The sequence below is a fragment of the Collinsella sp. An271 genome, from assembly GCF_002159695.1.
Classification (GTDB): domain Bacteria; phylum Actinomycetota; class Coriobacteriia; order Coriobacteriales; family Coriobacteriaceae; genus Collinsella; species Collinsella ihumii.
On record NZ_NFJE01000004.1, the window covers coordinates 139,519 to 165,058 of the forward strand.

Here is a 25,540-nt window from a genome sequence, read left to right on the forward strand (position 1 = left end):
TCCCCGGCTACGCGGAGAGCGCGGACAGGTCGATCTCGCAGAACGCCATCGGGTACCGGATGGCGAGCGCGCCGCGCTCCTCGATGCGGATCGAGACGCGGTTGTAGTTGAAGTCGTCCTCGTTGGTGTCGGTCATCTCTACGGTCAGGCCCTTGCGGGAGATGAAGGAGCCGCCCTGCTTGAAGGCGCCGACGAGTATCGTGCCCTCCTCGATGGCGGGGGTCACGACCGTGTGGCGGCCCCAGATGGGAGGATCCTCCTCGAGCTGGCCGTTGCCGTAGGCGCCGGCGAAGTAGCCGCCGCCGTAGTACTGGCCGTTGGCGTCCTTGCCGAGGCGCAGGGCCTCGTAGTCGACCGGGTTGATGACGATGGCGTCCGCGCGGAACGGGGAGGCCGTGTAGACCTTGGTGAGGCCCTTGAAGATCAGGTCGGCGACCTTGTCGCCGCTCTTCGCCGTGATCTTGCCGATGCCCGTGCGGGTCAGCACGCCCTGGATGTTGTTGCCGGACGCCGCGCCGTTGAGCAGCATGTCCTCCTTGGTGATCTCGTGCAGGTAGATGCCGCGGTTGTTGATGGAGCTCGCGAGCCAGGGCAGGTCGTCGAGCATCTCGTCGGTCTCCTTGTAGACAGCCGCGATCTTCTTGACGGGGTCGGTGACCGGCGTCGGGTCGCCGAACGTGACGCCGGGCTTCTTTGCGCCCTCGGCGGTTCCGGCCGGCGCGCCCTCGACGGACGCGTTCTCGACGAAGTAGGTCACGGCGCTGCGCGTCGTCGTCTCCTGGCCGAACAGGTCGGCCACGGTCAGGCGGCGGCGCGGGCCCTCGTAGACGCGCTCCTGGACGTCGGCGAGCGCGGAGTCGACGGCGGAGGGCTTGTCCATGACGTCGCCGGCGGCCTTGGAGCCCATGTAGGTGCCGTAGTTGACGGAGCTGCGCTGGGGCTTGCCCTTGGACTTGACGCCCATGGCGACGAACTCGCCGAGCGTGCGGGGAGCGGACTTCGCGCGCGAGCCGTCGGAGCCGCCGGCGTTCATGGCGCCGATGCCCTTGACGGTCGCGGCGAAGGCGTCTGCTGCGGACATCTTCTCCTGGACCTCGGCGATCTCCTTCGCGAGCTGCTCGCCCTCCTTGAGGGCGGCGGCGTCGCCGGCCTCGACGGCCGGCATGATCTCCTCGGCGCGGCCCTTGAGCTCGGCGAGGCGTTCCTTGAGGTTCATTCGGTTCTCCTTACCTGATGAGTTTCTTCAGTTCCTCGGCGATCGCGCGCGACTTGGCGGCCTGGTTGCCCTGAGGGTCCTCCCCGGCCTCTCCCTCGTCTCCGTCCTCGCCTCCCTCGTCATCGGGCGGCACGGAGCCGTCCGGGATGAGCGGTTTCAAGATCTCGAGCGCATCGTGCGCGGCCTCGCCGATGGACTCGAGCGCGGCGGCGGCCTTGGCGATCTCGTCGCCGTTTGCCTTCGAGATCGCGGCGCCGTACTTGCTGCGGGCCTTCGCCTCGACAATCTCGGCGTGCCCGTTCGCGGGCACGAGCACGACGGACACCTCGTAGAGCCTGAGGCGTCGCAGCTCGTTGGCCTTGCGGCCGTCCGCGAGCTCGACCGTGCCCTCGTCGAGCACGTCGAAGGCGAAGCTCATCTTGTAGAGCCTCCCCTCGCGCACGAGCTGGCGCACGCGCTGCGCCTTCGCCGAGCCGTCGAACGACGCCTCGGTGAGCAGGCCGCGCTCGTCGACCGATAGGGCCGCGATTCCGATGTTGTAGTCGGGGTCCTCCATGTTGTGGTCGTAGAGCAGCGGGACCGGCTTGCCGGACTCCGCCCACTCCCTGAGCGTCTCGTCGAACGCGTCGGGGGCGATGACGTCGCCGTAGCAGTCGGGCTCGCGGTCGAAGGTCGCTGCGTAGCCGGTGAAGCCGCCGTTCCCCTCGTCGGTCCCCGACTCGATGGGGATGTCCTTGTATCTCACTGGATGCTCCAATCTGCCGCCAGCTGCGGCGGCCTCTCGTACCAGTCGCGGATGCGCGCCTCGGTGCCGGGCGGCCTCGAGTCCTCGGCGCATCGCCTGAGGCACTCGTCGATTCCCGGGTCCATGAGGACCAGGCGGGCGCCGGCGTCGCGGTACGCGGCGATCTGGTCGGCGCTCGGGCGCGAGTGGATGACCCACGCGGGCCACCTCTTAGCCATGACGCGCGACACGGCTGCGTCGCGCGCCCTCGACGCGGTGTCCGCGACCGCCCTCGGGGCCTCGTGGTCGCGCCTCGACCCGAGGGCGCGGGCGATCGCGTCGTAGTCGACGGTCACGTCGCCGTCTCTCGCATGGGCGCGGACGTAGGTCGACTTTCCCGCGCAGGGCGGGCCGACGACTACCGTCAGCATGCGGGCCTCCCGTCTCATGGATAGGGCCGCCCGCGGGCGGCCCCTGTCTAATCTGGAATGGTCACGGTGACCTCGCACCGGCAGTTCGCCACGTCTTCGACGGGCAGCGCCGTCGAGTCGCCGGGCCAGTCGGCCCCGTTGGAGAACTTGCTGTCGATCGGGACGGTCTCTCCGTCCATGCGCCGGTGCGACGCGCGCGGGCTCGACGACGTCGTGTTCCATGTCTTCATTGCCGTCGAGGGCGCGCACTGGCGCGACGCCTCGAGCACGGACCAGCCGGCGATCGCCGTGGCGAGCGACTGGGCCTGCTGCGCGGCGCGCGAGCCCTCGGCCTTGTCGAAGACACCCTCGGGGGTCGAGCCCTCGGCGTCCTCGCCGACCTCGCCGTCGACCGCCGCCTCGAGCTGGGCGAGCGTCACGGCGTTGATCTGCGCGGCGCGCGACCGCGCGAGCGCGAGCAGGAAGTTGCGGGTCCTCGGCACGTCGTAGAGCGCCGGGTCGATGCCGAGCGCCTCGAGCGCCGACTTCGCGGCGCGCTCTGACCCCGCCATGATCGAGTCCATGAGGTCCTCGGCGAGCTCCCGGTCCCACCTCTCGGCGTCCCACCATGCGGGCTCGCCGTCCTTCCTCGCTGGCGCGGACTTCGCGCCGATGCGGGACAGGACGCTCTTGCGCTGGCGGCGGTAGAAGGCGCGCAGCGCCGACTCGTACGCCGACACGTCCTCGTCGGCGGGGTGCCCGCTCGCCTTGAGGCCGTCCGGCGCCTCGCCCGACTTGAGCGACGCGCACGACGGGCAGCCGCACGCGGGATCGTGGCCCTTCTCGGCCGGCTGCCACGGCTCCATGACGTATCCGGACTTCGGCGCCGTGTCGTTCGGGCTCGCCAGCCCGCCGACGAGCACGTTGAGCGGGACGATGAGGTCCCCTGCGGGCTCGGCCGGCATGTTCATGAGGCCGCGGGCCTCCTCACGGCTCATCCAGGGGCCGCCCACGGCCGACTGCAGGGCGCTCGCCTGCTCCTCGAAGCTGCCCTGCAGCTTCGCGCGGATGTCGAACTCGACGTACTCGGCGGCCGGCGCCCCGATCATGGGCAGGAGGTCCTTGTTGACGCGCTGCGCGATCATGGTGAGCAACGGCATGAGCGTGTCGGCGTAGAGCGATCTGGCGTTGTCCTTCGCGCTCGCGTAGGTCTGGCCGCTGCCGGGCCAGATGACGCTCGGGTTGATGTGGTAGGCGGCGGCGACGTCCTCTCGCGACAGCTGCACGCCCGCCGCCCAGTCCTTCTCGCGGGCGTTGTACTCGACGGGCTGGTAGGTCATGCCGTCCTCGAGCACGGGCGTGCCGCCCGATCTCGACCCGCCGCGCCCCCAGTTGTTCTTGATGTCCTCGCGGAAGCGCGTCGCTCCGGCCTCGGTCCAGTCGACGCCGGCGGGCCTTGCGATGTAGCCGGTGATGCGGGCCGCGTTCGCCCACACGCCGCGCCGGAACTCCTGCGCCTCCATCTGCTCGGCGAGGGTCTGCCTGAGCGACTCGACGGGCGACAGGGCGTTCGCCGGCTCGCCGGGCTTGTAGCTGCAGAACATGACGCATTGGGACGTCGGGACCGAGACGGTCGACGCCGCGCCGTCGGTCGGCCGGAAGCTCAGCTGGTCGTACGAGAAGCCGTCCGAGCCGTCCTTCGACGTGATCCACGCGGTCGGGATGAGGCGGATCTCCCAGCCCGACTCCGATGATGAGGACCGCCCGACGAGCCAGGTCGCGCGCCCGTACAGGCACCACTCCATCAGCGTCTGGTAGATGAGGTCGTATCCCGTCATCACGGGGTTCGGGTTGCGCAGCAGCAGGGGCAGCGCCCCCGTCGTGTCGCGCTCGCGGTCTGAGTCCGAGCGCCTGATGTAGCACTTGAGCGGCAGCCCCGCGACGTTCTGCGCTATGAAGTCGACCACGGTGCGCAGATGGGGCTGCTCGGCGTAGAGGTCCTCGACCGATTTGCCCATGACCCCGCGAACGGCGGCGCCGGACACGACGACGCGCGTGCCGGACGGCAGCATGGAGCGCAGGATCGATGCGAGTAGGGGCACGATCCCCTCCAATCACTAGACGACCATCATGCCGCGCTCGGCGGTGTAGGCCGATTCCTTCGTTTTCGTTTCGGGTTGTGCGGTGAGCAGGCCGAGGGCCATCGCGCACGCCATGATCGGCGAGGCGTCCTCGGGGGATGCGGTCCTGTCGAACACGAACGCACCGTCTCCGAGCCCCTTCTTCGCGGCGGTCGCGGCGGCGGCGTCGAGGACGGGCTGCGGGCGGTGCATGACGCGCACGGCGTCCGATTCCGACCCCGGCGCGCACGCGGCGACGCCGTCGTAGAGTCTCCCGCAGTAGGCGGCGAGCTCGGCGCCCTCGACCTCGTGGACCTCGGCCCCGCGGATCGCGAGCAGCTGGTCTGAGATGCTCGAGACGGGCGCTCCGCGCTTCTGGTAGGCGAAGCGCAGGTGCGCACCGGGCCGGCCGGCGCGCTCGTCGAGCCACCGCACGACCCACTCGAACCCCGCACGGCGGGCCACGACCTCGACGTGCCTGCGCCCGTCGGCGCGGACGCCGGCGACGGCGATGGACGCCCACGTCCTCTCGGGGTTGACGTCGACGCCGTACGCGAGCGGCGAGTCCTCGGCGATCTCGGAGCCGGGGTCGGTCCCCGCCTCCCATGCGCCCTCCGGGAACGGCTGCTCGCGGATCGTCTCGACCCACTGGCAGAGGTCCTCGGTTCGGAACGTCGCCTCGGGGTCGGTCGCGCAGTCCGACGCGATGACGCGCTCGGTGATCGTGCCGTAGCCCATCGACGGGTTCGCCTGCCGCCACCCCTCGCGGTCCCATTTGGACGCACCGGGGGGCGCGGACCACTCGAAGATGCCGATGAGCGGCGCGGACGCGCCCTCCTCGGCGCCGTCGTCGCCCCCGCCCATGTCGCCCACCGACTCGCACCACCCGTCCGGGTCGCCGAGCTCCTTGTGGGCGAGGTAGCGCAGGTGCCTGAGCACGACCGAGAAGCCGTCTCCGGCGTTGGACAGGCACAGGATGAGCGCGTTTGGCTTCGCGTTGGTGGTCTTGGTGACCGCGCCCCACGCGTCGAAGGTCAGGTGCTCGCGCAGCTCGTCGAGGATGACGACGTCGGCGGTCTTGCCGCGAGCTCCGCGCCTCGACGCCGCCGCCACGCGGTAGGACCGGCCGCCGGTGAGCCTGAGGTTCTTCTTGCCGTTCACCCGCACGACCTGCTCGAGCTCCTCGGCGAGCTCGTCGTTGCCCTCGACCATCTCGACGGCGCCCTCCCACGTCTCCTCGGACGTGTCGAGGTTCTGCGCGGTGCCCAGGACGAGCGACACGCCGAACACGAACAGCGCCCACAGCGTGAACACGCGGGCCATGGTCGACTTGCCGTTCTGGCGGGCGATGAGCAGCAGGATGATGCGGAAGCGGAACGTGCCGTCCGGGTTCGCCTCGAGCGCGTGGATGAAGAACCAGCGCTCCCAGGGGAACAGGTCGATGTGCAGGACGGCCTCGGCGAAGGCGATGACCGAGAAGCCGTAGCTCGTCTCGGGCGTGAGCTCCCGCAGCGGCGGCGTGTAGATCCTCGGCTCGGTGACCCCGAGCAGGTCAGCCATCGGCGCGCGGCCTCATCGGCCCGATCTCGAGCCTGAGCGACTGCAGGGCGCTCGCCTTCCCGGAGCCGTCGCCCGGCGCTTCGGCCAGCAGCTGCTCGAGCTTGTTGAGCCCGAGCACGTAGCTCTTGAACAGGGCGTTGTAGCCGTCGAACGCGGGGTTGCGGCGCTCGCCCTTCTGCCCGCCGCCGTTGTCGTACTTGATCGCGACGCCCTTGGAGCCGATCTGGCGGCGCGTCGCCTTGAGCTTGTCCGCCTGCCACAGCACCTCGACGGCGAGGTCGAGCGCCATCTGGCGCCTCGGCTCGGGCAGGTCTCCGACGAGCGCCTCGGCGGCGGAGCGCTGCTCGTCGTCCAGCTGCGCCAGCGTCTTGCGGGGCATCGCTCCACCCCCTTATTCGCTTCTGATGTTTCCCCAGTTGGCTCCCGCGCCTTCTTGACCGCGCGCGAGCCACCCCGCCCCGGGTGACCGAGGGGGGAGAGGAAGATAACCGGGCGCGACTCGGCCGCGCCCCCCAGCGGGGAGATTTCGACTCCCCTACCCTCTCGGCCCGATCACCATGCGCGGGACGGCGAGCCGAGGTCGTTGGTGTTGCCCTTCTTGCCTCGCGCGCGGTTGCACGAGCAATGAGAGGGCCTTATGTTGCCCGGATCGAACGCGAGGTCAGGCCGCGATGCGACCGGCAGCACGTGGTCGGGCTCCCATGCGTCCGGCGTGCCGGACGGGGCGCGGTAGTCAATGGGCTGGCCGCAGATCCAGCACGGCGCGTTCGCTCTGCGGTCGCGCTCGTAGAGGTTCAGCCTGAGCTTCTGCCATCGCTTCGTCCCGCGCGGGTCGCGCTCCTTCACTACGCCGTGGCGATGATGCCGGCCGTGCGCAGCGCGGAGAGCAGGCCGTTGAAGTTCTCGGCGGTGACGGTGCCGGAGGCGTCGGCCACTGCCGCCGCCTGCTTCACGCCGCCGAGGGTGCTGGTCGTCGCGGCGGGCAGGGTGTACGACCCTCCCCCTCCCCCCAGGTCCTCGGGGTCGCCGTCCGCGCCGATGAACACCACCTCGGTCACGGTGTCGGTCTGCCCGGGCGTCGGCGCGCTTGACGCCGCGATCGGGCGGAGGAACTTGGCAGCCTGGCTCATGTCCGTCCCCTTTCACGAGAGCGCCGCCGAGACCGGATGGCGTCGGCGGCGATTGAACCCATAGAGAACGGGACCGCCGCGTCGGTGCGATCGCGGCAGTCCCGTCTGTTCCTCTGGCGCCGGGCGCGCTTGCGGGCGCCCGACACACTTGTCGTTGTAGCGAACTTTACGAAATCGAGGTAAGTAAATGCAAGTCGCGGTTATCTGGGCAAACCGGATAAGATTCCGTTCTCGCGCGTTTTTCCACATTCCGGACACTTTTGACCTGCTGTTTCCCGAAAACATTTTTCACGCGTCCTTGACCTCCGCCCATCCGACGCGGTCGATGTAGCTGAAAGCCTCGGCGGCGAGGGCGCGGCACCACTGCCTGGAGCACTCCATCTCCGCAGCCGCCTCCGCCCAGGTGGACCCCTGGACGTAGTAGAGGCACACCGCGTCCGAATAGCGCGACCCCTTGAGCTTCGCGAGCCCGCCTCGGCCGTCGCGGCCGTAGAGCACCTCGGTGGCCGCGTCGATGTCCGCCTCGGCTCGGGCGACGAACGCGGCCATCCTGCCCTCCATGTCTATGCGGGAGCCGACGGCGTCCATGGGGTCGCCGCCGGCCGATGATCCGGACGATATTCCGTATGTCTGGGCGCGTGCGCCCTCCCGGGCCCTGAGCCTCTCGAGCATGGAACGGGAGCGCTCCAACCTGATGACCTCGGCGCGAACCGACTCGAAGTACTCCCTCGCCCGCATGCATCACTCCTTGGGGTAGATCGGGAACCCGTTCACCGTCATCGCGACGATGTCCGCCGCGAGGAAGTGCCCGAGCACCGCCTGCGCCTCGTCGACGAGGACCGACCGCTCGAGCGCCGTGAACTTCGCGGCGAACTCGTAGGGCGTGGCGGGCGCCTTGATGGGCACCCCCATCCGCTGCGAGAGGAAGACGAGCGAGCGCGCCATCTCGTGCGTCGGGACCACGATGCGCGCGCCGGTCTGGGCGGACGCGTTCACGAGGAAGGCGCTCTTGCCGCTCTGGCGCCCGCCCACGAAGCAGCCGGTCCCCTCGCTCATCGCTCGCCCCCGTCGCGCAGGACCGCCTTGCGTGAGTCCACCCACTTGCCGCCGCGCCCCGTAGAGCCGGGCTCGCGCACGACGATCTTCCCCTTGTGGCTCATCGCGACCACCTGCAGGACGCGACCGCCGAGCACGACCTCGTCGTCGAGGTAGATGACGCGGCCGTGCGCGTCGCGCGGGTGCGACCTGAGCAGGCGGTCGGTCTCGGTATCGTCCTTGCCCGCCTTGAAGAAGCGATCGAAAAACATGCGGTTCCTCCTTAGTAGGAAATTCCCTCGTCGTACTGCTCGGCGCGCTGCGCCTCCCGCTTCACGGTCATGAGCTCCACCTCGTCGACGCGGACCTCGATGGCCTTGCGCGGAACGCCGTCCTGCTCCCACGACCTCGCGTGGAGCCTGCCCGTCACCGCCACGCGCATGCCCTTGCGCAGGATCGGCGCGATGCCCTCGGCGCGCTTGCCGAACATCACGCAGTCGATCCAGCTCGTGTGCTCTCCGAACGAGCCGTCCGCCTGCGGTACGCGCTCGTTGACCGCGACGTGGAACGTCGTGACGGGCTTGCCCGAGCGCGTGATCCTGAGCTCCGCGTCGGCGCCGAGGTTCCCCGAGATCGAGACGATGTTCAAGCTCATGCGGACCTCCTCACTGCCTCGAGGATGGCCGCGCGCTGGTTGTGCCCGAGGCCGCGAACGCGGCGGGTCTCCGAGATGCCCAGGCTCCTCATGAGCCGCTGCGCCCTCGCGAACCCCCAGCCGGGAACGCACCGCAGCAGCGTGAACACGCGGGTCCGGCGCACGTCGACGTCTCCGGCATCGGACATCGAGAACACGTCGACGAGGTCGAGCGTGCCCTCGCGGACCCTGTCGAGCATCTCGCTGCGGCGGCGCCTGGCAGCCTTCGCGCACTTGAGGAACTCGCGGCGCTGGTTCGCCGTCAGCTTCGGGACCGGGTTGTTGATCGGCCCGCCGTTCCTACCGTTTCCCATCATCTACCTCCTGACCGTGTATGTCCCGTGCACCCCGACGCTCTTGAGCGTCTGGATGATAATCTGCGCGTGCCTGGTCGACTTCGTGTGGACCGTCTGGGCGGGGATGTCGATCACGCACGTCTTGGAGCGGTCCGCTACGTCGCGGCGGTTCCTCTCCTGGCTCGCCGCCATCGCCCTGCCCATCGCATCCATCAGCTTCGGATTCCCCTCCATCGGACCGCCTCTCACCGGATGATTCCGAATAATTGCCTCTTATCCCGCGTGGGCCTGCCGGCCCTCCCATCGGATAGCCTCCTAGACCTCGCCTTCCGCCCCTCCACGGCTTGCTCTCCGGGGACCACGACCTGTCAGCCATCTGCCACACCCCCTCGGGCGATGTCGGCGGCCCGGCCGAAAGCCTCCGCAGCCGCCGCGTCGCGGCCCGGGAGCACGTGAGCGTAGATCCTCAGCGTGGTCGACTCGTCGGCGTGCCCCATGCGCTCCGAGAGCGTCTTGAGGTCCACGCCGGCGTCGAGACACCACGTGGCGTGCGTGTGGCGCAGGCCGTGGAACGTCAGGCGCTTCGGAAGGCCGAGGCGGTCCCTCAGCTCCGAGAACTTGCCGCTCACGGTGTCCGGAGACATGTAGCGGCCGTCGAGCGTCACGAGCGGGGCGTCGGGCCCGAACGGTCCGAGCGCGCGGTCCTCGAGCGCCAGGACGCGGTCGATGACGGCGATGTCCGACTCGCGGACCGACACGTTTCGGCAGCGCCTTCCCTTCGTGATCTCGCGCCTCCAGGGCGGCCTTCCCGCGCCGACGATGACGTTGCCGCCCACGTGGACGAACGACCTGCGGCGGTTCACGTCGCGGCGGCGCACGGCGCACACCTCGCCTACGCGCATGCCCGTAACGAGCGCGAGCCACGCCGCGAACGCGTAGACGCACCTGACGGCAGACGCCTCGTCCTCGGTATCGGGAGCCATCGCCTCATCGAGCACGCGCGAGACCGTCGAGAAGTCGGCCTCGTCGAGCGACGGGGCCTCGACGCGGTCGGGCGACGGTTTGCGGACGTAGATCATCGGATTCTGCTCGCAGATCCCCGCGTCGACGAACCAGTTGTAAGCCCCGCGCAGGAAGTTGTGGCAGGCGATGACCGAGTTGCGGCATATCCCCTGCCCGCCCTCGTCCTTGGGCCTGAGCAGCGCGTTCTCGAAGCGCGCGAGGTCGGTGACCGTCAGGTCGCGCGCGATCGCCGTGCCCAGGTAGCGCCTCACGTAGTTGCGCGTGAAGAGCCTCCACTGCTTCACGGTGTTGGGGCTCGCCCCTCCCCGCTCGCGCATCTCGATGTAGTCGCACAGAAGGTCGAACAGGCGGGCGCTGCGCACGCGGCCGTCTGCGGTGAGGTGCGCCGCCCACGCGTCGGCGAGCGCCTGCGCCTCCTCGCGCGTGCTCGCGGCGGGGAAGCGGCGGTACGGCCTGATCTGGCGCCCGAGGGCGTCGAGCCCGAGGTACGGGCGGCAGCACCAGACGCCGTCCGAGTCCTTCTTGACGTCGACCCTCATGTCATCCCACCGTCTTCTTGTACTCGACCGCCACGGCCGCGATCGCCGCGACCGTCCACGCCGCGAACGCGAGGAATCCGAAGCCGGCGCCGAAGAAGATGCCGACGGCGATGGAGACCATGACGGCGAGCACGACCATGAGGACGCCGAACATGCACCCGAGGCCCGTCTGCTCATCCCTCCTGTCCATCCGTATCACCCCCTTCCTCGACCTCGTCGAAACCGTCGATGGCGTACGGGCCCGGCATCAGGTCGGTGTACGCCACCGCGCAGCTGCCGAGCTCGCCGAGGCGCGTGACGGTCATGACCGTCCCGCAGTACTCGCGGCGGTCCCGGTAGCGATCGTTCAGCACGACCCTCGAGCCGACCCCGATCACCGCCCGTCACCCCCCTCTTCGCGCGTGATCGCCGCGTTCGCCCACATGACAGCCTCCTCGAGCTTCGTCATGGCGAGCGACTTCTCGCGCGACGGCGGGCACAGCCCCTCGACCGTGACCGCGAGCGACTTCGCCTCCGAGCGAATCGTCTGGCTGCGGACCACCTGGTCGCCGGTTGGCGACTTGAGGGCGAAGTTCCTCTCGATGACCTCGATGTCCATGTCAGTCCACCTTCCTCTCCTCGCAGATCCGCGCGGCGCGGCGGGCGATCTCCGCCGATCGCTCGAGCGCCGCCTCCTTGAGCGCCTCCTTCATGCCGGGCGCGTCCTCGTCGGGGAAGCCGCGCGGGGCGTAGAACCATAGGACCACGGCGTAGCCGCGCTCGGTGCTGTACGTCCGGGGCCACTCTGCCCTCGGGGTCCACGGCCTCATCGCTCGACCATCCATCCCAGCAGGCCCATGTACTCGACGAGCCTGCGCGTCGCCGTCATGGGCATCGTCGCGCTCGCGGCGCGCCTAGAGAGCAGACCGGTGCGGACCCATGCGGTCCAGCGCCCCGTCTCGCGCCTGAGGCGCACCTTCCGGCGCCGTCCCCTCGGGTCAATCAGCCTCATGGGCAACGTCACCGCCCTCCCGCTCCTCGCGCGACACGGGGCGAAGCGCGTCCCGTATCTGGGCGGCGAGCCCGTCGAGCTCGTCGGCCGCGTCGGACGCGATGTCCGAGAGCGCGCCGTCGGAGCACCTGGAGAACTCCATGAGCTCCCGGGCCCTTTCGTACAGATCCGACGCCGTGTCCAGCAGGTCCTCGTACGCGGGTCGCTTGATCGGCTCGATCAGCGCCGCGAGCCTCGTGCACACGGCCGAAAGCGCCATCTGGCCCGGGATCTTGAGGTAGGCGTCCCCGTAGAGCGCCGTCCCGATCGCCGCCAGCTTCCCGTGGCCGGGAACGTCATCGACGGACCTCAGCGCCTCGGCGGCGCGCCAGCGCTCGGCGTCGCTGATCTTGTCACCGATGATCTCCATGCTGTCTCCTCCTTCTCGTCTCGGCGTGGTGCCTCGCGTCGTAGCGCAGATGGCACGGCGCGCACAACGCCTTCAGGTTCTCCGGCCTGCAGTCCTCGGGCCGGTGGTTCAGATGCGCCACGGTGAGCGTGTTCCGATGTGTATCGAACGGCTCGCCGGGCTTGCGGCACTGCTTGCCACACCCCTCGCATCGCCATCCCGCCGCCTCCTTGACCTCGCGGGCGATGCGGTCCCAGTCGGCGGGGTACCTATCGCGCTCCATCGGCATCGGGCACCGCCCCCTTCCCTCGCCGCGAGGCCGTCGGGGACCGGAGCCCCTTGTCCAGGCAGGCCCGGCACGTGCGCTGCCGCTCGAACTCGGGCTTGAAGGTCTCCCCGCACACGGCGCACGCGCGTGGCCGCTTCCTCACGGACGAGGCCGCCATCTTCAGGCGCGCCAGGGCGAGCACGGCCTCCGCGGTCTCCCGGTCGCTCCACTCCTGCCCCATCCGGTTCATGACGCCCGCCTCCGCGTTCGTGACCAGCAGCAGGTTCGCCGGGTCGAAGTTCCTCAGGTCGTGGTCGCAGAAGATGATCTTCGTGCCCTTGGGCTGCGGCCTGCCGTGCGCCCGCTCCCATACCAGGCGGTGCTTCGGCACCCAGTTGTCGTGCGCCTGGCGGGTCCGGGAGGGCCGGTGCGCGACCTTGACCTCGATGTAGCCGTCCCGCGTGACGCGCTCGCACCCGATGGGCAGGCGCGCGGCGTTGTGCGGCAGCTGCCCGGCCTTGAAGCGCGTGTCGCGCGTGCGCTCGATGGCCTCCGGGGTCATGAAGTCCTCTATGCGCCTTCCCTTATTCGACGGGGCGTGGCCCTTCTGGAAGCGCCCGCCGACCGTCCCGCTCCTGACGCCGCGGACCGCCTTGAAGTTCTTGATCTGCGGGCGCGTCAGCTCGATCCCGAAGCGATCCTTGAAGCCGGCGCGGATCTCCGCCTCCGAGTGCCCAGGGATGAAGGCGGTCATCCACTCGACCATGTCGGGTCGCTTGCGCCACCTGATCGCGACCGGCATCTCACGCCCCCAGCATCTTTGGCATCGCGCGGCGGTTCATGAGGCCGTCCTGCACCTGCACCGCCTTGAGCACCGTGTTGGCGTTGTCGATCGTGACCCCCGCCAGGTCGCTCACGGCCTTCGCGCGGTCCAGCTCTCGCTCAACGGCGGCCTCGTCGGCCATGTCCATGCTCATGAGCTGCCGCATCTCCGCGAAGAGGATGTCGTTCAGGCTGCCCAGGTTGGCCTGGCCCGCGCCCTTCGACTCGTCACTCGTCGACATTGCCGCCACCCTCCTCCCCGTCGCTCGAGGGCCTCCGGATGTCGGCGAAGCGGAAGCGGTCGGGCGCGATCATGCCCACCTGGCCGTCGCAGAACTCGATGACCGCGACCGGTATCGCGTGGCCGTTGTCCGCGAACTGGTAGAAGCCGTAGAAGGTGCCGTCGACGATGCCCTGCTTCGCATCGACGAGGACCGGTCTCGTGTTGCCCATGTCTGCTCCAATCTGTTGAAAACTCAGCCCCCTGTTGAAAATCGGAAAAGTTTTCAACAGAGAAAGAAGTGGCAAGAAAGAGAGGGTTTCTGGTTGAGAGGACTCCCATAGAGTGGTTTCACCCTTAAAGGGGTGAAACCACTATTGTTTTGTTTTGTCTTGTTTTGTTTTATGGTTAGCCATCGGTTTGCGAGCGGTTTCGAGTTGTAAAAACCAGTGGTTTTCGTAGTGGTTTCTCAGGTGGTTCCTACGCATCGGGGGCCTCCCTCTTCTTGCGCGGGCGCCCGCCCTTGGCACCGTTCGCGCGCTGGCGGCCGAAGTACTCGCCGTTTCGCATCATGCGCGGGCTGTAGATCTCGCCCTCGCCGTTCACGCGCACGAGCCCGATCTCCACGAGCGCCTCGATGAAGGAGCGGCAGTCCTCGACGGCCTGCAGATCGTCGAACGAAGCGCCCGAGAAGCGCAGGGCCTCGGCGACCACGTAGGCGTCGTCCTCCTCGGCCATGGGAAGGGCGTGCCCGCTCGTGGCGGCGAGCAGCTCGCACAGGAGCCACCACCGCCCGTAGCCCTCCACGCCGAAGCGGCGCACGAGCTTGCGGCACTTGATGTCGCCGCCCGCGTTGGAGTCGTGGGGGAAGAAGGCCATGGGCTCGAGCGAGCGCGCCTCGGCGTCGGTGCGCGGGTCGCAGCTAGTCACGGTCCACCTCCTCGTCGAACATGCTCCGGCGCAGCTCGATATCCATGTCCGGGTGCCTGGAGAGCAGCCAGCGCGCCATGAGCGACGAGTCGGAGTTGTTGACCGAGTACACGCGCACGGTCCCCTGGTAGTCGGTGAACGGCACGCCCACCGCCTTGTAGTGCCCCTCGTAGCGCTGGCGCTCGATGAGGTACTTCGTCGACACCCGCAGCCCGTGGGCGTCGATGGAGAGCGCCGTGAGCTCGAGCTCGCGCAGGACGTCGGGGTTCTTGCGGCACCACTCGGCGAACAGCTCGCGCCGGTCGGCGGCGCGCAGGGGCCACGGCCTCACGCGGGCGATCTCGTCTGCCATGACGGCCTCGACGGGCAGCGAGTAGTCATTCGTCCCCATCGGCCGGCTCCTTCCCGTTCAGGCGGTCGAGCAGCTTGTAGACGGCCTCCTCTATGCTCTGGCCGCACACCTCGCCCTCGATCTCGAGCGGGTACGGCGTGAGGTTCGGCATGGTCTCCAGCTCCCCGTCCGAGACGCTGGCGAACTGCACGAGCGCGCACGGCTTGCCGTCGCTGTCCGTCGCCGGCATGGCGGACAGCGCGATCATCTCGGGCGTCATGATTCGATCCCGAAGACGACCTCGTTGGCGGCGCTTGCGGCCGAGATCTTGTCGATGGCGGGCCCGTTGACGGAGCCCATGATGAGGGCACGGGCGGCGACCTTGGCCGCGGTGAGTCTCAGGGCCGGGTCCAGCCCTCTGAGGCCGGCGCCGATGGCTGACCCGAGATCGGACGCCATCTCGATGATCTCCACCGCCGAGATCTCGCCGATCGCGCCCATGACGACCTCGCCGGACTGCACGCCGAACAGAACGACCGAGTCGAGGTTCTCCAGCTCCTTGACACCCATGGCGTTCGTCTCGACGGTGACGCGCCTGATCTTGACGTCCTCGTACTTCATTCCATTACCTTCTTCCATGTGACAAACTTCGCCTGCTCGTTGGTGCTGCCGCCCGTGCGGATGCCGCACTTGGGGCACTGCAGCCTCGTGACGTCCATGCCGGTCCTCTTCTCCACGGGCGCGCACCCGCACGCCCTGCAGGGCGGCATGTCGGAGAGCTCGAGGAACCTCCCCCTCATGCGACCACCCGATCCCATGTCGTCTCGATCCACTCGTCGATGCCGCGGCGGGAGATCCTCAGGTTGCGGCGCTGCGCCCCCTTCGACTCGGGGTGCACGTAGGCGGCGAGCCTGCCGCCGAAGATCGCGCCGCGGATCGTCTGCTCGCTCACCTGGGCGTAGCGGGCCGCCTCGGCGACGGTGAGCCAGCCGTGCTCGATGTCCTTCGCGCTCACAGCGACCACACCCAGCGGAAGAAGGCCGCGAGGAGCGCGGCGAGGCCGACGTACACGGGCCACCACCCGATGACGTCGAACAGGGCGCCCAGGGCGGCGCACGCGAGCGCGGGCAGGATGCCGCTCACGGACAGGACGATGAAGACGGCGAGGAACCAGTCGCGCCAGCGCTCGGAAGGTGGTAAGATAACGGTCGACATTCGACGCGAACCGAATGCACCGCCCGCCGCGAGTTTGGTCCTCCGGCGGGCATCTTTTTGCCTACCGGACGAAAAAGCACCGGTTAAAGCAGTGGTTTCCATAGGTAAAACCTCCGGATATTCTCGAATGGAATAATTGTTCTCGACCTAGAAGGCCCCGAGGATCGCTTCGCACGAGATCACGATCATGGCCACGTCGGCCAGCAGGATCACGGCCAGGGCGATAAAGAGCGCGATGCACACGCCGTCTCCGGGCATCTCCATCTAGGCCACCTCCCTGCACGCCAGCTCGTCGAGGGTCTTGCCGAACAGGTCGCAGATCTGCTCGGCCCGGTCGAACGTGAGCGAGCGCTGCCCGTAGATCCAGCTCTTGAGCGACCCGACCGACACGCCGAGAGCCTCGGCTGTGTCCTCCGTGTTCAGCCCCGCATCGACCATCCAGCTGCGGATGCGGCGACCGACATCTGCCTTGTTCATGAAACAAACCTCCAGTCTCTTTAAGTGGCTACCAACTATTAATAGCCTCTGTCAGTGGCTTGCTTCGAACAATAGTCTCTTAGAGTGTCTATGTCAACAATATTTCTCAAAAATGTTGAAAATTAGTCTCTCTGCGTGTACTCTTATGTCAACATCAAAGCTAGGAGCACCTATGAACTTGCAGTTAATGAGGCTGAGAAAAGAAGCCGGGTTCAAGAGCCGAAAAGCATTGGCAGACGCTTTGGGTGACGATTATTCAGAGCGCAGAATCAAGTCATGGGAAGATGGAGATCGCATGCTCTCGCTTAAGCAGGCATGCGACATTGCCGACGTGCTCCACTGTTCGCTCGACGAGCTCGCCGGCAGGAGCTTCCAGCCGGCGCAGTACTCGGATCCCCGCCAGCAGGCGCTCAACTACTCGTACTCGCTGCTCGACGACAAGAGCAAGGACGACCTCGCGGGCATAGCATCGACGTTCACGGCGGACGCGTCCCGCCTAGCCGTTAAATGTGGGCAAGGTGCTGGCGATGAGGCCGAGACGGTGAGGAGGGCGGTGTAGTCGCCGCCCATTTTGCCGACGCCGGCAAAATGGTCACAAAAAACGGCCCCGCGCGGGAACTTGGCGGAACGCGCACGGGGCCAACGGGACGGATGCAAAGGAGCACCCATGGCTGATACTACCAAAAAACGCTCTAAGCTGGGCCACAAGAAGGAGGTGCGGCCCGGCGTTTGGCACATCGAGGTCAGCTCCGGGTACCGCGAGGACGGGTCGCAGCGCAAGGTCAACGGCACCGTCCACGGGACCGAGCAGGACGCGCAGGCGGAGATCTACAGGATCGCGCACCTCATGAAGCGATACGTCAGGCTCGGGTCCGGCGCGACGCTCGACGAGTACTTCTGGTCGAGCTTCGCGCCCGGCAGGAGGGCCACCACGACGCGCGCGAACGCCGAGACGTGCGAGAGCGTGTACCGCTGCCATATCGCCCCGCACTTCGGGTCCTGGAAGCTTGACGCCATAGACAACATCGCCGTCCAGCAGTGGATCTACACGCTGCCGCCGCAGAGCGCCGACACCTACGCGCGCGTCATGCGCACGATCATGAACCAGGCGCACTTCGACCACCTGATCGCGGAGTCCCCCATGGGAGACGGCTACAGCTTTAAGTACCCGCGCAAGGACCGCACGCCGCTGCCCGTCTGGACGGCATACGAAGTCATGGACTGCATGGAGCGCCTCCGGGGGCACAGGCTGTTCCCGATATGGCTCGCCATGGTCGGCGGCGGGCTGTCCAGGTCAGAGGCGCTCGGCCTCGACTGGGAGGACCTGTCGTTCGCGAGCGTGCTCGGGCTCGACGGGGAGGAGCACCACATGGCGTCGGCAGCGATCGGCCGCGCCTTCACGTCGCGGGACGGCATGAAGGACCCGAAGAACACGAGGCGCTACCGCCAGATCAGGATCCAGCCGCCGTTCTCCGACGAGCTCTACGCGGTCAGGGGGGTCGGGCCGATCTGCAAGGGCACGAAGGGCGCCCGGATGTCCGCGAACTACCTGCCGAAGGTGTGGAAGAGGCTCTTCGCGCGCGGCGGCCTGCTCGAGGGCCTGCCGTTCGTCGGCATAAACCGCATGAGGGCCACCTACGCGACGCTCATGCAGTCGGCCGGCGTCGACAGCACCGTGATCAACGCGATGCAGGGCAGGTCCCGCGACTCGAGGGTGCTCTACTCCAACTACCTCGCGCCCTACCCGTCCACGTTCGAGCACGCGGGGCGCGCCCTCACCGGCGTCTTATGCATGGGGGACGCGGCGCCGGTCCCTCAGCTGCGCGCCCTTAGCTGACCTTAGCTAACGCGGGCCGCGAAAACGAAAAAAGCTCGGGAGCTTTTTGGCTCCCGAGCTGGTCTTTCGTGGTGGGCGTTACAAGATTTGAACTTGTGACCTCTTCCGTGTCAGGGAAGCGCTCTCCCCCTGAGCTAAACGCCCGTTCAGGTGGTGCGCTCTTCAGCGCGAGGAATAATATACCGAAGCCCATCGGGTCTGTAAAGCACTTTTTCAAAAAAATTTTGCCAGCGAGAGATCGACCGCAAAACGCCAGCTCAGAAGCATGGGCTCACCCTGGCCCGAATCGCTTCGCGTACACTTCTTGCGCTCCCCTACTTATCCGAGATCGGCAGATCCTCTCCGATCTCCATGTTCTCGAACGTGCGCTCCATGAACTCGTCATCGAAATGGGTGTCAACATACACCTCGAACGGATTGCGCGGCGGCACGTCGCGATGCCGCTGGCCGGCTCGCCAGAAGCACGCGAGCGTCATGACGATGTCCAGCACCATGAAGACCGACAGCGCCCCGACGACGATCCGCTGCTGGCGCGTCGTCGGCTCGCCGATGCGGAAAATCAGCTCGGGCATGATCGCCTTGCACCACACCAGGCCGATCACGCCCCACATGGCCAGAAACCGCCATGCGATCCACTGGGTGATATGGTCCGGCAGCCCCAGATACGTCCACGACTGCAGGTCCGCGAAATGCTCCATGCTCCAACCGGCGCACTGCTCGAGCGTGCCGCCAAGGGCCGCCGAGATCAGAAAGATCTGCCACCAGGGCCGCTCGCGTACCTGCCAGAGGCACAGCGTGAGCAGCACGGCCCCCAAGCCGTACAGGGGCGAAAAGGGGCCCCATACGAGCCCCACGCGACTCTCCACGATACCGAACACGGCAAACGTGTAGATAGTCTCCAGCACGAGCCCTAAAACCGAGGCGATCAGGAAGATGATGATGTATTGGTACAGCGACGGGGTGCACGTCTCGAGATACTGGTTGCGCAGATACCGGCGCGAGTCTCGCACGAACCGGCGCTGCTCCTTGGCGAGCACCGCCCGACGCCGCCGGTGTCCAAACCGCTCGGATTCGCGCCACGACGCGCCTGCATAGACGCCCTCGTCGATCGTGCCGTCCGAGAGCATGCGCTTGAACAGGCGACCGGATCCGTGAGAATCCTGGTATTTCTGGACAAACCACCCGATTGCCCGCGCAATCAGGAAAACGAGGACGACAAAGACGAGGATCCGAAACACGACGCTCTTTCCTTCAGATGCCAACACTCAATGTAGTGCATAGTAGTGCGTAAACGGTCGGTTGAAAACTTTTTCAGATTTCCCCTTGCGAAGTCTTTAGAATTCGCGTATATTACTTTCTCGCAAGCGGACATGGCTCAGTTGGTAGAGCACAACCTTGCCAAGGTTGGGGTCGCGGGTTCGAGCCCCGTTGTCCGCTCCATCGCATGATTCGGGCCGGTTTTTCAAATCGGCCCTTCTCATATAGACGGCGAAGTGGCCAAGTGGTAAGGCAGAGGCCTGCAAAGCCTTTACCCCCGGTTCGAATCCGGGCTTCGCCTCCAGACCGTCACAGGGGCCCCGCGCGGGCCCCTTTTTCGTAAGCCCGTAAGCTCGGGCCCATCTCGCTGTCCTATATGCAGAACATCTGGGCCGCCTCGGCGCCCCTCTCGCCCAGAACCCCCTTCGTTCATACGAACCATCTTGCCGGCGTCCGCAGGCGCTCGGGCGGGCTTCCTATGCAGCGGGCTTCAGGAGCTTGATCAGGCGCACGAGCGTGCCTCGCGCGTCCTCGCGACGTCTCACCTCGACGCTGTCGACAAGCATGCGCATGAGCTTGATGCCCCGTCCGCGCTCCTCGCTCTCATCGGGCTCCTCGTCCGCCGCGATCTCGAAGCCCTGGCCGCTGTCGCGCACCTCGACGACCACGCGGTCGGGGTAGGCCGCGACGAGCATCATGCACCCCTCGCCCCCGTTCGCATGGTCATAGGCGTTGGACAGCGCCTCGCCCGCTGCCAGCGCCACATCAAAACGGTCGCTGTCGTCCATGTGCAGGGCCGAGATCATGTCTGATACGCGATGGCGGTAGTACCCGAGGTTCTCGACGCCCCGCTGGATGGAGATGCTTTTGCTCCACAGGGGCATGACACCGGGCTTCAGCAGCGGGACCGGAGGCCGGGCGGCAGCGGTCACGTGCAGCGCGTCGATCAGGCGCGCGATCTGCATGGAGCGCGTCACCCCAGGAGACGTGTTGACGAGCGAGAGCAGGCCGCCCATCTGCGCGAGTCTTCGCGAGCGGGACAGCAGGCACGCGAGTCCCGAGGAATCGATGAACGTCACGCCCTTGCAGTTGACGAGGATACGCCGAACGCCGGAAGCGACCAGCGCGTCGATCTGATCGCGCAGGGACGCGACCGTGCTGATATCGATATCGCCGGTCGGGGTGATCACCGCTATGTCGTTCCACTCGTTCATACGGTCATGGTTCCCCGCACGGGCGCGCTCTATTCACCACCGCAGGCGAAAGGCGCGATGGCGTCCGCGCATCGCGGTCACCCCGGGCGCAGGCCCCCGCTCATTCATGAATCAATAGAGCCGGTTTTATCGTTTGCCCAGGATTCGCTGCCTGACACCCCCGTTCATTCATGAATGAACGGACCGGGCTCCCCGGAAACGCTGGTCGAAGCGTCCCATCCCGGATCGCCCCGCGCCGTTCACCCTCATCGAACGTACGCATACGGCACGCCGCCCCGTCGAGAGTACGCCATAGGCACGTTTTTCGCTCGAAAACGTGCCTATGGCGTACCGTCGACGGGGCGGTGTGACTATAGCGTACTCTCGATCGTCCCGTCCGCTATGCCCTGCGCCCGGGCCTGGACCGGCACCGGCACAGGGATCAACGTCTCCCTAGCCGTCAGTCCCGCCCACCGTGTCGAAGCGCAGCGCCACGAGCGCGATATCGTCATCGAGGGCCGATCCGCTGAATGCGTCGAGCTCGGCGAGCACTTCCTGGCACAGCCCCTCGACCCCGTTGACCGACGCGCGCAGCAGCACGTCGAACAGGCGGCGCTCCCCGAAGAACTGGCGGTCGGCGCTGCGGGCCTCGATGGCGCCGTCGGTGTACATGAACAGGATGTCACCCGGCGAGAACGAGAACACGCCTCCCTCGTACACCATGTTCTCGAACGCCCCGACCACGCCCGACTGCACGGACAGCAGCTCCATCTCGCTCGCATTCGACGCATCCTGCGCGCCTGGGTGACCGGGATGGATCAGCACGGTCGGCGGATGGCCGGCGGAGCAGTAGGCGGCCGTGCCGGTGCGCAGATCGATCTTGGCCACGAACATCGTCGCGAACGTCTCCACGCGCGAGAAGCTCATGAGCATGCTGTTGAGCGACCGGACCATGTCGCGCGGGTTGGCCCCCTCCCACGCGTACGCCGTAAGCGCCGTCTTGACGAGCGCTGACATCGACGCCGCCTCCACGCCCTTGCCCGACACGTCGCCGAGGATCATGACCGCGCGGTCGTCCGGCAGGCGGATGAGCGTGTAGAAGTCGCCGCCCACGAGAGCCTGGCGGGTGGCGGACGAGTAGAGCGAATCGGCCGTGATGCCCGGCACCTGGCCCAGGCTGTTGCGCATGCCGACCTGCAGCGTCTGGGCGATGCGGCGCTCGGAGTTCGTCTGGCGCAGGCCGTGCGTCATGATCTCGATATCGTGCGCCAGACGCACGAGGTAGTCGTATTCGATGTCGTCGATCGGCTCCTGCGTGCTGTCGCGCAAAAGCAGCATCATGAGCGGCACGCCGTCTGCGTAGCCCGCCTCCTCATGGATCTCGTTGCCCTCGCTGTCCACCACGCCGGGCGGCAGGCTCTCGCGCAGATCGAAGAACACGCCCTGGCTAGGCAGGCCCCGCGACGCCAGCCACTCCCCCGCCCAGGTCGTCTGGTCCACGCGCACCAGCCGCACGGTCTTGAGGTCCTCGGGCGAGGTCGACCAGGCGCTCTGCTCGCGCACGAACGACATGCGCGCCGCCGGGTCCACGCGCGCGGCGGGGGTGGTCGTGGAGAAGAACATCTCCTCGATCGAACCGGGCAGGCACACGCGGCTGCCGCCCTCGAAATCGATGTAGTAGCAGCCGTGCTCATGGTCGTACGGCACCGCGCAGGTCCTGCACTGCAGCACGCGGTGCACCTCTTCCGAGACGGCGCGCCAGACGGACGCGTGGTCGCCGTCCTGCCCGAAGATGAACTCGCGCATGCGGTTGAGCGAGCGCGTGAGCTCCTCGGTGCGCTGGGCGCGCAGGCTACTCGCGAGGCTGACGAGCTCGATCGACAGGTAGTCGCAGATGACCTCGAGCACGCGGGCGTCGAGCGAGCGTGGGCGGCGCGGGCGCTTCCAGCCGAGCTCCAGGATGCCCAGGACCTGCGTGCCGAAAAACACCGGCACCGCGATGAGCGTCCGGTACGGCGGCACGTTCTCCACGCGCAGCTTCGTGCTCACGTGCGTATCGATGTCGTAGAAGATGCTCGACTCGATGCCCTGGCCGTAGGCGGCCGGCGCGATGGTGAGGTTGCAGGGGCGTTGCTCATGCAGAACGTAGGTGGGGATGCCCGCGCCGTACGGGATGAACTCGGGCACGTAGTCGCGCGCCAGCCCGTAGCTGATGCCGCGCAGCTTGAACCCGCCGCTCTCCGAGAAGTAGATCGACGAGCCGTCCGCGTCGAGCGTCTCGACGATCTTGTTCAGCACCGCGTCCAGAAGCGAGGGAAGGTCCTTGGAGCCGGCGGCCGTCATGATGACCGACAGCGTGCCCGAAAGCCGTCTGTTGACCGCCTGGAGCTCCGAGAAGAGCCGCTGGGTCTGCCGGTCGTGGGAATACTGCTCCTCGAGGCTCCTGATGACCACGAGCACGCGATGCGCAAGCATGCCGCCCATGCCGAGCGAGCGCGGCGACACCTCGGAGGCGCGGACGCGAACGGGGATGAACGAGCCGTCGAGCAGTTTGAGCATGCACGTGTTGTCCTCGCCGTCGAGCGAGAACGGCAGCCTGTGGCCGCCCGCGCGCTCAAACAGGTTGCTGTAGAGCAGGTCCTTGATGTCTTGACCGACGATGCCCTCGCGCTCCTCGATCACCAGCGCGCTCATCTGCTCGTTCACATGGAGCACGGTTCCGTCGAGACTGCAGAGCGCCACCGCGTCGCTGGTCAGCTCGACCAGACGGGCGAGTTCGGCAAACTCCTCACCGACCATGGATTCCATGCGCACCTCCGATCCGGCGGACGCGAAGCGCCGCCCAGAACTTGTATCGCAGTATAGTCGACTTGGTCGATCGGTAACAAAAAAGCCTCCCGAAGGAGGCTTGACACTCGATGGTGTCGGAGGCGGGACTTGAACCCGCAAGACCGAGAAATGGTCACTAGCACCTCAAGCTAGCGCGTCTGCCAATTCCGCCACTCCGACTTGCCTTTCAGCGAGAAAGATATTAACCCAAAGTCTCCCGCACGTGCAAGTACTTTTTTGAGAAATTTGGAAATGATTGCACGAGCCGTACAGTTCCGCAGGTCACAGGCTATTTCCTGCGTCCAAGACGCAGGGCCCCATCAGTCCGCAAGCTCCGCCTCCCCCAGATGGGCGAAGCCGTCGGCATCGATATGGAGCTGCTCGATGCGCTGGTTGCCCACATAGGCATAGCTGCCGAACAGATACGGGATGACCGGGCAGTCCTGCGCGACGATATCCTCCGCCTCCTGCAGCCTGCTCGTGCGCTCCCCCTCGCTTCCCGTCGACCGCGCCTCGTTGATGCAGGTGTCCACCTGCTCGTTCGCATAGCGGGAGAAGTTGTACGCGCTGAGCGACGCCGAATGGAACAGCGGGTACAGCACGTTGTCCATGCTGGCGAAATCGCACGACCAGTCGTAGCGCCCCAGCATGAACGAGCCGGAGCGGTAACGGACGTAGAGGTCCTCGAAGGGCAGCTCCTCGAGCTCGCAGGCGATACCCACCGCAGAAAGGCTCTCGGCGATCTGCTCCATGGCGTTTCTCTGCCCGCTGTCCTCGCCGTAGGTGATCGTCAGCGTGACGTCGCGCGCGCCGCCCGCACCCGTCGGGTACAGTTCGTCGAGCAGCTCCTCGGCCGCGTCGTTGTCATGGACGCAGTACGGCCAGGCACCCTCGCGGTATCCGGGGACCACGGGCGCGACGATGCCGTCGGCGGGCATCCGCGCATCGCGGTAGACGCGCTTGGAGATGCCGTCGCGGTCGATGGCGAGCGAGATCGCACGGCGGAAGCGCACATCGTCCAGCGGGGCGACCGAGGTGTTGCAGACCAGATACGACACGACCGGCGACACGCCGAGCACGCAGCGGCGTCCCGACGTGATCCTCAGACGCTCGTCGTCGGAGGACTTCCAGCTCGCCGCGTTGGCGTCGACGCTCTCGATCGGGCACGGCGCCAGCGTGGCGTCGCCGGCCTCGTAGGCACGGTACGCGTCGCCCACGCTGTCGTAGAACGTGAAGCGGACCGTGTCGATCGTCGTGACGGTGCCCGCGTAGTCGAGAAAACGGGACAGCTCGATCTGCGCGGACTGGCCGTCCCACGCCTCGGTCATCTTGTAGGGACCGTTGCCCACCGGCATGCGCGAGAACGCCTCGGCGTCCGCGTCGGCATCGTCCGGCACGGGCACCAGGCAGTGGTGCGCGCACACATAGGGGAAGTCGGCATAGGCCGACGACAGGCGGACCACAAGCGTGCGGTCATCGGGGCAGGTGATGCCCGACAGCCCGCTCGCGCGCCCCTCGCGCAGGTCCTGATAGCCTTCGACGAGCGAGAGCAAAAAGGAGACGTTCGAGGCGCCCAGCACCCCCGCGGCGGCACTCGACGGATTGGCGATGCGCTCCCATCCGCGCTTGAAATCCTGCGCGCGGACCGCCTCGCCGTTATGGAAATAGGCCTCGCGGATGGTGAAGGTGAATTCGCGCTGGTCCTCGGATGCCGTGTAGCTCTCGGCGGCAAGGCAGGTGAGCACGCCGTATTCGTAGTCGTAACGCATGAGCGGATCGAACAGCTGGAAGCAGATCTGGGCGCCCGCCTCGTCGACGGCGTTGAACGGGTCGATGCACAGCGGCTTGACCGACGAGACGGCGATGGCACCCTCGCGCGGGTCGCCGCCCTCGAGCTCGGCGGACCCTTCCCCGCCCCTCAGATCCGTGCACCCCGCAAGCGCCAGAGCGCCCGCCGCGGCTATCGTCGCGCGCAGCAGATCCCGACGGCTCATCACACGAATATCCGATCGCATAGAGGCTCCTCACTCAAGGT

General features: G+C 67.2%; 39 protein-coding genes and 4 tRNA genes. 4 read left to right on the forward strand and 39 right to left on the reverse strand.

Features of this window, described 5'->3' with window-relative positions; genetic code table 11:
* Window positions 1-7: 7 nt before the first annotated feature.
* The 33 genes from B5F74_RS05130 to B5F74_RS05285 all read right to left on the reverse strand — a co-directional run bounded on the left by B5F74_RS05130 (window position 8) and on the right by B5F74_RS05285 (window position 16,389).
* The gene (locus B5F74_RS05130; RefSeq protein WP_087200603.1) at window positions 8-1,216 is read right to left on the reverse strand and encodes a phage major capsid protein; all 1,209 of its coding nucleotides are present in this window, start codon (window positions 1,214-1,216) and stop codon (window positions 8-10) included.
* Window positions 1,217-1,226: 10 nt separating this feature from the next.
* Window positions 1,227-1,961 carry an HK97 family phage prohead protease gene (locus tag B5F74_RS05135; protein ID WP_158095702.1) on the reverse strand — a complete coding sequence of 245 codons (735 nt, stop codon included), beginning with the start codon at window positions 1,959-1,961 and terminating at the stop codon, window positions 1,227-1,229.
* Window positions 1,958-2,371, reverse strand: a complete 414-nt coding sequence (locus B5F74_RS05140) for an AAA family ATPase (protein ID WP_087200607.1) — start codon at window positions 2,369-2,371, stop codon at window positions 1,958-1,960. The genes B5F74_RS05135 and B5F74_RS05140 overlap by 4 nt, the downstream gene beginning before the upstream one ends.
* 47 nt (window positions 2,372-2,418) lie before the next feature.
* The gene (locus B5F74_RS05145; protein ID WP_143753792.1) at window positions 2,419-4,452 is read right to left on the reverse strand and encodes a phage portal protein; all 2,034 of its coding nucleotides are present in this window, start codon (window positions 4,450-4,452) and stop codon (window positions 2,419-2,421) included.
* Window positions 4,453-4,467: 15 nt separating this feature from the next.
* Window positions 4,468-6,030, reverse strand: a complete 1,563-nt coding sequence (locus B5F74_RS05150; RefSeq protein WP_087200610.1) for a hypothetical protein — start codon at window positions 6,028-6,030, stop codon at window positions 4,468-4,470.
* Window positions 6,023-6,409, reverse strand: a complete 387-nt coding sequence (locus tag B5F74_RS05155; protein ID WP_087200612.1) for a hypothetical protein — start codon at window positions 6,407-6,409, stop codon at window positions 6,023-6,025. Before B5F74_RS05155 ends, B5F74_RS05150 begins: the two co-directional genes overlap by 8 nt.
* A 173-nt stretch (window positions 6,410-6,582) precedes the next feature.
* Window positions 6,583-6,876 (reverse strand): HNH endonuclease, encoded by a 294-nt coding sequence (locus B5F74_RS05160; RefSeq protein ID WP_087200614.1) that lies wholly within the window; start codon window positions 6,874-6,876, stop codon window positions 6,583-6,585.
* The gene (locus tag B5F74_RS05165) at window positions 6,876-7,160 is read right to left on the reverse strand and encodes a head fiber protein (protein ID WP_087200616.1); all 285 of its coding nucleotides are present in this window, start codon (window positions 7,158-7,160) and stop codon (window positions 6,876-6,878) included. Before B5F74_RS05165 ends, B5F74_RS05160 begins: the two co-directional genes overlap by 1 nt.
* 288 nt (window positions 7,161-7,448) lie before the next feature.
* Window positions 7,449-7,898: a hypothetical protein gene (locus B5F74_RS05170; RefSeq protein WP_087200618.1), complete on the reverse strand. Its 450-nt coding sequence runs from the start codon at window positions 7,896-7,898 to the stop codon at window positions 7,449-7,451.
* Between the two features lie 3 nt (window positions 7,899-7,901).
* On the reverse strand, window positions 7,902-8,216 hold the full coding sequence (locus B5F74_RS05175; RefSeq protein WP_087200619.1) for a hypothetical protein: 315 nt from the start codon (window positions 8,214-8,216) through the stop codon (window positions 7,902-7,904).
* Entirely contained in the window at window positions 8,213-8,467 is a 255-nt protein-coding gene (locus B5F74_RS05180; RefSeq protein WP_087200621.1) for a hypothetical protein, read from the reverse strand. Before B5F74_RS05180 ends, B5F74_RS05175 begins: the two co-directional genes overlap by 4 nt.
* Before the next feature lie 11 nt (window positions 8,468-8,478).
* Window positions 8,479-8,850, reverse strand: a complete 372-nt coding sequence (gene ssb / locus B5F74_RS05185; protein WP_087200623.1) for a single-stranded DNA-binding protein — start codon at window positions 8,848-8,850, stop codon at window positions 8,479-8,481.
* Window positions 8,847-9,206 carry an integration host factor, actinobacterial type gene (mihF, locus tag B5F74_RS05190; RefSeq protein WP_087200625.1) on the reverse strand — a complete coding sequence of 120 codons (360 nt, stop codon included), beginning with the start codon at window positions 9,204-9,206 and terminating at the stop codon, window positions 8,847-8,849. The genes ssb and mihF overlap by 4 nt, the downstream gene beginning before the upstream one ends.
* Window positions 9,207-9,419: a hypothetical protein gene (locus B5F74_RS05195; RefSeq protein ID WP_087200627.1), complete on the reverse strand. Its 213-nt coding sequence runs from the start codon at window positions 9,417-9,419 to the stop codon at window positions 9,207-9,209. It abuts the gene before it with no gap.
* A gap of 134 nt (window positions 9,420-9,553) precedes the next feature.
* Window positions 9,554-10,747 (reverse strand): site-specific integrase, encoded by a 1,194-nt coding sequence (locus tag B5F74_RS05200; RefSeq protein ID WP_087200630.1) that lies wholly within the window; start codon window positions 10,745-10,747, stop codon window positions 9,554-9,556.
* A 1-nt stretch (window position 10,748) separates the two neighbouring features.
* Window positions 10,749-10,937 (reverse strand): hypothetical protein, encoded by a 189-nt coding sequence (locus B5F74_RS05205; RefSeq protein WP_087200632.1) that lies wholly within the window; start codon window positions 10,935-10,937, stop codon window positions 10,749-10,751.
* The gene (locus tag B5F74_RS05210) at window positions 10,921-11,124 is read right to left on the reverse strand and encodes a hypothetical protein (protein WP_087200633.1); all 204 of its coding nucleotides are present in this window, start codon (window positions 11,122-11,124) and stop codon (window positions 10,921-10,923) included. The genes B5F74_RS05205 and B5F74_RS05210 overlap by 17 nt, the downstream gene beginning before the upstream one ends.
* Window positions 11,121-11,345, reverse strand: a complete 225-nt coding sequence (locus tag B5F74_RS05215) for a hypothetical protein (RefSeq protein WP_087200635.1) — start codon at window positions 11,343-11,345, stop codon at window positions 11,121-11,123. Before B5F74_RS05215 ends, B5F74_RS05210 begins: the two co-directional genes overlap by 4 nt.
* A 1-nt stretch (window position 11,346) precedes the next feature.
* Window positions 11,347-11,556, reverse strand: coding sequence for a hypothetical protein (locus B5F74_RS05220; RefSeq protein WP_087200639.1), 210 nt, complete (start codon window positions 11,554-11,556; stop codon window positions 11,347-11,349).
* Entirely contained in the window at window positions 11,553-11,738 is a 186-nt protein-coding gene (locus B5F74_RS05225; protein WP_087200640.1) for a hypothetical protein, read from the reverse strand. The genes B5F74_RS05220 and B5F74_RS05225 overlap by 4 nt, the downstream gene beginning before the upstream one ends.
* A complete protein-coding gene (locus B5F74_RS05230; protein WP_087200642.1) occupies window positions 11,725-12,147 on the reverse strand; it encodes a hypothetical protein in 423 nt (140 codons plus the stop codon). The genes B5F74_RS05225 and B5F74_RS05230 overlap by 14 nt, the downstream gene beginning before the upstream one ends.
* Complete coding sequence (locus B5F74_RS05235) at window positions 12,131-12,415, reverse strand: hypothetical protein (protein ID WP_087200644.1); 285 nt, start codon at window positions 12,413-12,415, stop codon at window positions 12,131-12,133. Before B5F74_RS05235 ends, B5F74_RS05230 begins: the two co-directional genes overlap by 17 nt.
* The gene (locus B5F74_RS05240; RefSeq protein ID WP_087200646.1) at window positions 12,396-13,196 is read right to left on the reverse strand and encodes an HNH endonuclease signature motif containing protein; all 801 of its coding nucleotides are present in this window, start codon (window positions 13,194-13,196) and stop codon (window positions 12,396-12,398) included. The genes B5F74_RS05235 and B5F74_RS05240 overlap by 20 nt, the downstream gene beginning before the upstream one ends.
* Before the next feature lies 1 nt (window position 13,197).
* The gene (locus B5F74_RS05245; protein ID WP_087200648.1) at window positions 13,198-13,458 is read right to left on the reverse strand and encodes a hypothetical protein; all 261 of its coding nucleotides are present in this window, start codon (window positions 13,456-13,458) and stop codon (window positions 13,198-13,200) included.
* A complete protein-coding gene (locus tag B5F74_RS05250) occupies window positions 13,445-13,669 on the reverse strand; it encodes a hypothetical protein (RefSeq protein ID WP_087200651.1) in 225 nt (74 codons plus the stop codon). The genes B5F74_RS05245 and B5F74_RS05250 overlap by 14 nt, the downstream gene beginning before the upstream one ends.
* Window positions 13,670-13,916: 247 nt before the next feature.
* Window positions 13,917-14,366, reverse strand: coding sequence for a Lin1244/Lin1753 domain-containing protein (locus B5F74_RS05255; RefSeq protein ID WP_087200653.1), 450 nt, complete (start codon window positions 14,364-14,366; stop codon window positions 13,917-13,919).
* Window positions 14,359-14,757, reverse strand: coding sequence for a hypothetical protein (locus B5F74_RS05260; protein ID WP_087200655.1), 399 nt, complete (start codon window positions 14,755-14,757; stop codon window positions 14,359-14,361). The genes B5F74_RS05255 and B5F74_RS05260 overlap by 8 nt, the downstream gene beginning before the upstream one ends.
* Window positions 14,744-14,977: a hypothetical protein gene (locus tag B5F74_RS05265; protein WP_087200656.1), complete on the reverse strand. Its 234-nt coding sequence runs from the start codon at window positions 14,975-14,977 to the stop codon at window positions 14,744-14,746. Before B5F74_RS05265 ends, B5F74_RS05260 begins: the two co-directional genes overlap by 14 nt.
* Window positions 14,974-15,318, reverse strand: a complete 345-nt coding sequence (locus B5F74_RS05270; RefSeq protein ID WP_087200658.1) for a hypothetical protein — start codon at window positions 15,316-15,318, stop codon at window positions 14,974-14,976. Before B5F74_RS05270 ends, B5F74_RS05265 begins: the two co-directional genes overlap by 4 nt.
* Window positions 15,315-15,497, reverse strand: coding sequence for a hypothetical protein (locus B5F74_RS05275; RefSeq protein ID WP_087200660.1), 183 nt, complete (start codon window positions 15,495-15,497; stop codon window positions 15,315-15,317). The genes B5F74_RS05270 and B5F74_RS05275 overlap by 4 nt, the downstream gene beginning before the upstream one ends.
* Window positions 15,494-15,712, reverse strand: coding sequence for a helix-turn-helix domain-containing protein (locus B5F74_RS12370; protein WP_158095703.1), 219 nt, complete (start codon window positions 15,710-15,712; stop codon window positions 15,494-15,496). The genes B5F74_RS05275 and B5F74_RS12370 overlap by 4 nt, the downstream gene beginning before the upstream one ends.
* Window positions 15,709-15,912, reverse strand: a complete 204-nt coding sequence (locus B5F74_RS12375; protein WP_158095704.1) for a hypothetical protein — start codon at window positions 15,910-15,912, stop codon at window positions 15,709-15,711. Before B5F74_RS12375 ends, B5F74_RS12370 begins: the two co-directional genes overlap by 4 nt.
* A 264-nt stretch (window positions 15,913-16,176) precedes the next feature.
* The gene (locus B5F74_RS05285; protein ID WP_087200663.1) at window positions 16,177-16,389 is read right to left on the reverse strand and encodes a helix-turn-helix transcriptional regulator; all 213 of its coding nucleotides are present in this window, start codon (window positions 16,387-16,389) and stop codon (window positions 16,177-16,179) included.
* A 187-nt stretch (window positions 16,390-16,576) separates the two neighbouring features.
* On the opposite strand from B5F74_RS05285, the gene B5F74_RS05290 reads away from it, so the two are divergent.
* Window positions 16,577-16,948: a helix-turn-helix transcriptional regulator gene (locus B5F74_RS05290; protein ID WP_239283365.1), complete on the forward strand. Its 372-nt coding sequence runs from the start codon at window positions 16,577-16,579 to the stop codon at window positions 16,946-16,948.
* Window positions 16,949-17,056: 108 nt separating this feature from the next.
* The gene (locus B5F74_RS05295) at window positions 17,057-18,226 is read left to right on the forward strand and encodes a hypothetical protein (RefSeq protein WP_087200667.1); all 1,170 of its coding nucleotides are present in this window, start codon (window positions 17,057-17,059) and stop codon (window positions 18,224-18,226) included.
* A gap of 69 nt (window positions 18,227-18,295) precedes the next feature.
* On the opposite strand, the gene B5F74_RS05300 is transcribed toward B5F74_RS05295, so the two are convergent.
* Window positions 18,296-18,370: transfer RNA gene (locus B5F74_RS05300), tRNA-Val, on the reverse strand.
* Between the two features lie 170 nt (window positions 18,371-18,540).
* Complete coding sequence (locus B5F74_RS05305) at window positions 18,541-19,464, reverse strand: putative ABC transporter permease (protein ID WP_087200669.1); 924 nt, start codon at window positions 19,462-19,464, stop codon at window positions 18,541-18,543.
* Between the two features lie 126 nt (window positions 19,465-19,590).
* Here B5F74_RS05305 and B5F74_RS05310 point away from each other — a divergent pair.
* Both B5F74_RS05310 and B5F74_RS05315 read left to right on the forward strand, forming a co-directional pair.
* Window positions 19,591-19,666, forward strand: a tRNA-Gly gene (locus B5F74_RS05310).
* Between the two features lie 47 nt (window positions 19,667-19,713).
* Window positions 19,714-19,787 (forward strand) — tRNA-Cys (locus tag B5F74_RS05315).
* Window positions 19,788-19,959: 172 nt separating this feature from the next.
* Here the strand turns inward: B5F74_RS05315 and B5F74_RS05320 are convergent.
* The 4 genes from B5F74_RS05320 to B5F74_RS05335 form a co-directional block, all read right to left on the reverse strand.
* Window positions 19,960-20,697 carry an anti-sigma factor antagonist gene (locus B5F74_RS05320; protein WP_066834497.1) on the reverse strand — a complete coding sequence of 246 codons (738 nt, stop codon included), beginning with the start codon at window positions 20,695-20,697 and terminating at the stop codon, window positions 19,960-19,962.
* Window positions 20,698-21,129: 432 nt separating this feature from the next.
* The gene (locus B5F74_RS05325) at window positions 21,130-23,484 is read right to left on the reverse strand and encodes a SpoIIE family protein phosphatase (RefSeq protein WP_087200670.1); all 2,355 of its coding nucleotides are present in this window, start codon (window positions 23,482-23,484) and stop codon (window positions 21,130-21,132) included.
* A 111-nt stretch (window positions 23,485-23,595) separates the two neighbouring features.
* Window positions 23,596-23,685: transfer RNA gene (locus B5F74_RS05330), tRNA-Leu, on the reverse strand.
* A 140-nt stretch (window positions 23,686-23,825) separates the two neighbouring features.
* Window positions 23,826-25,520, reverse strand: a complete 1,695-nt coding sequence (locus B5F74_RS05335) for an ABC transporter substrate-binding protein (RefSeq protein ID WP_087200672.1) — start codon at window positions 25,518-25,520, stop codon at window positions 23,826-23,828.
* Window positions 25,521-25,540: the final 20 nt, after the last annotated feature.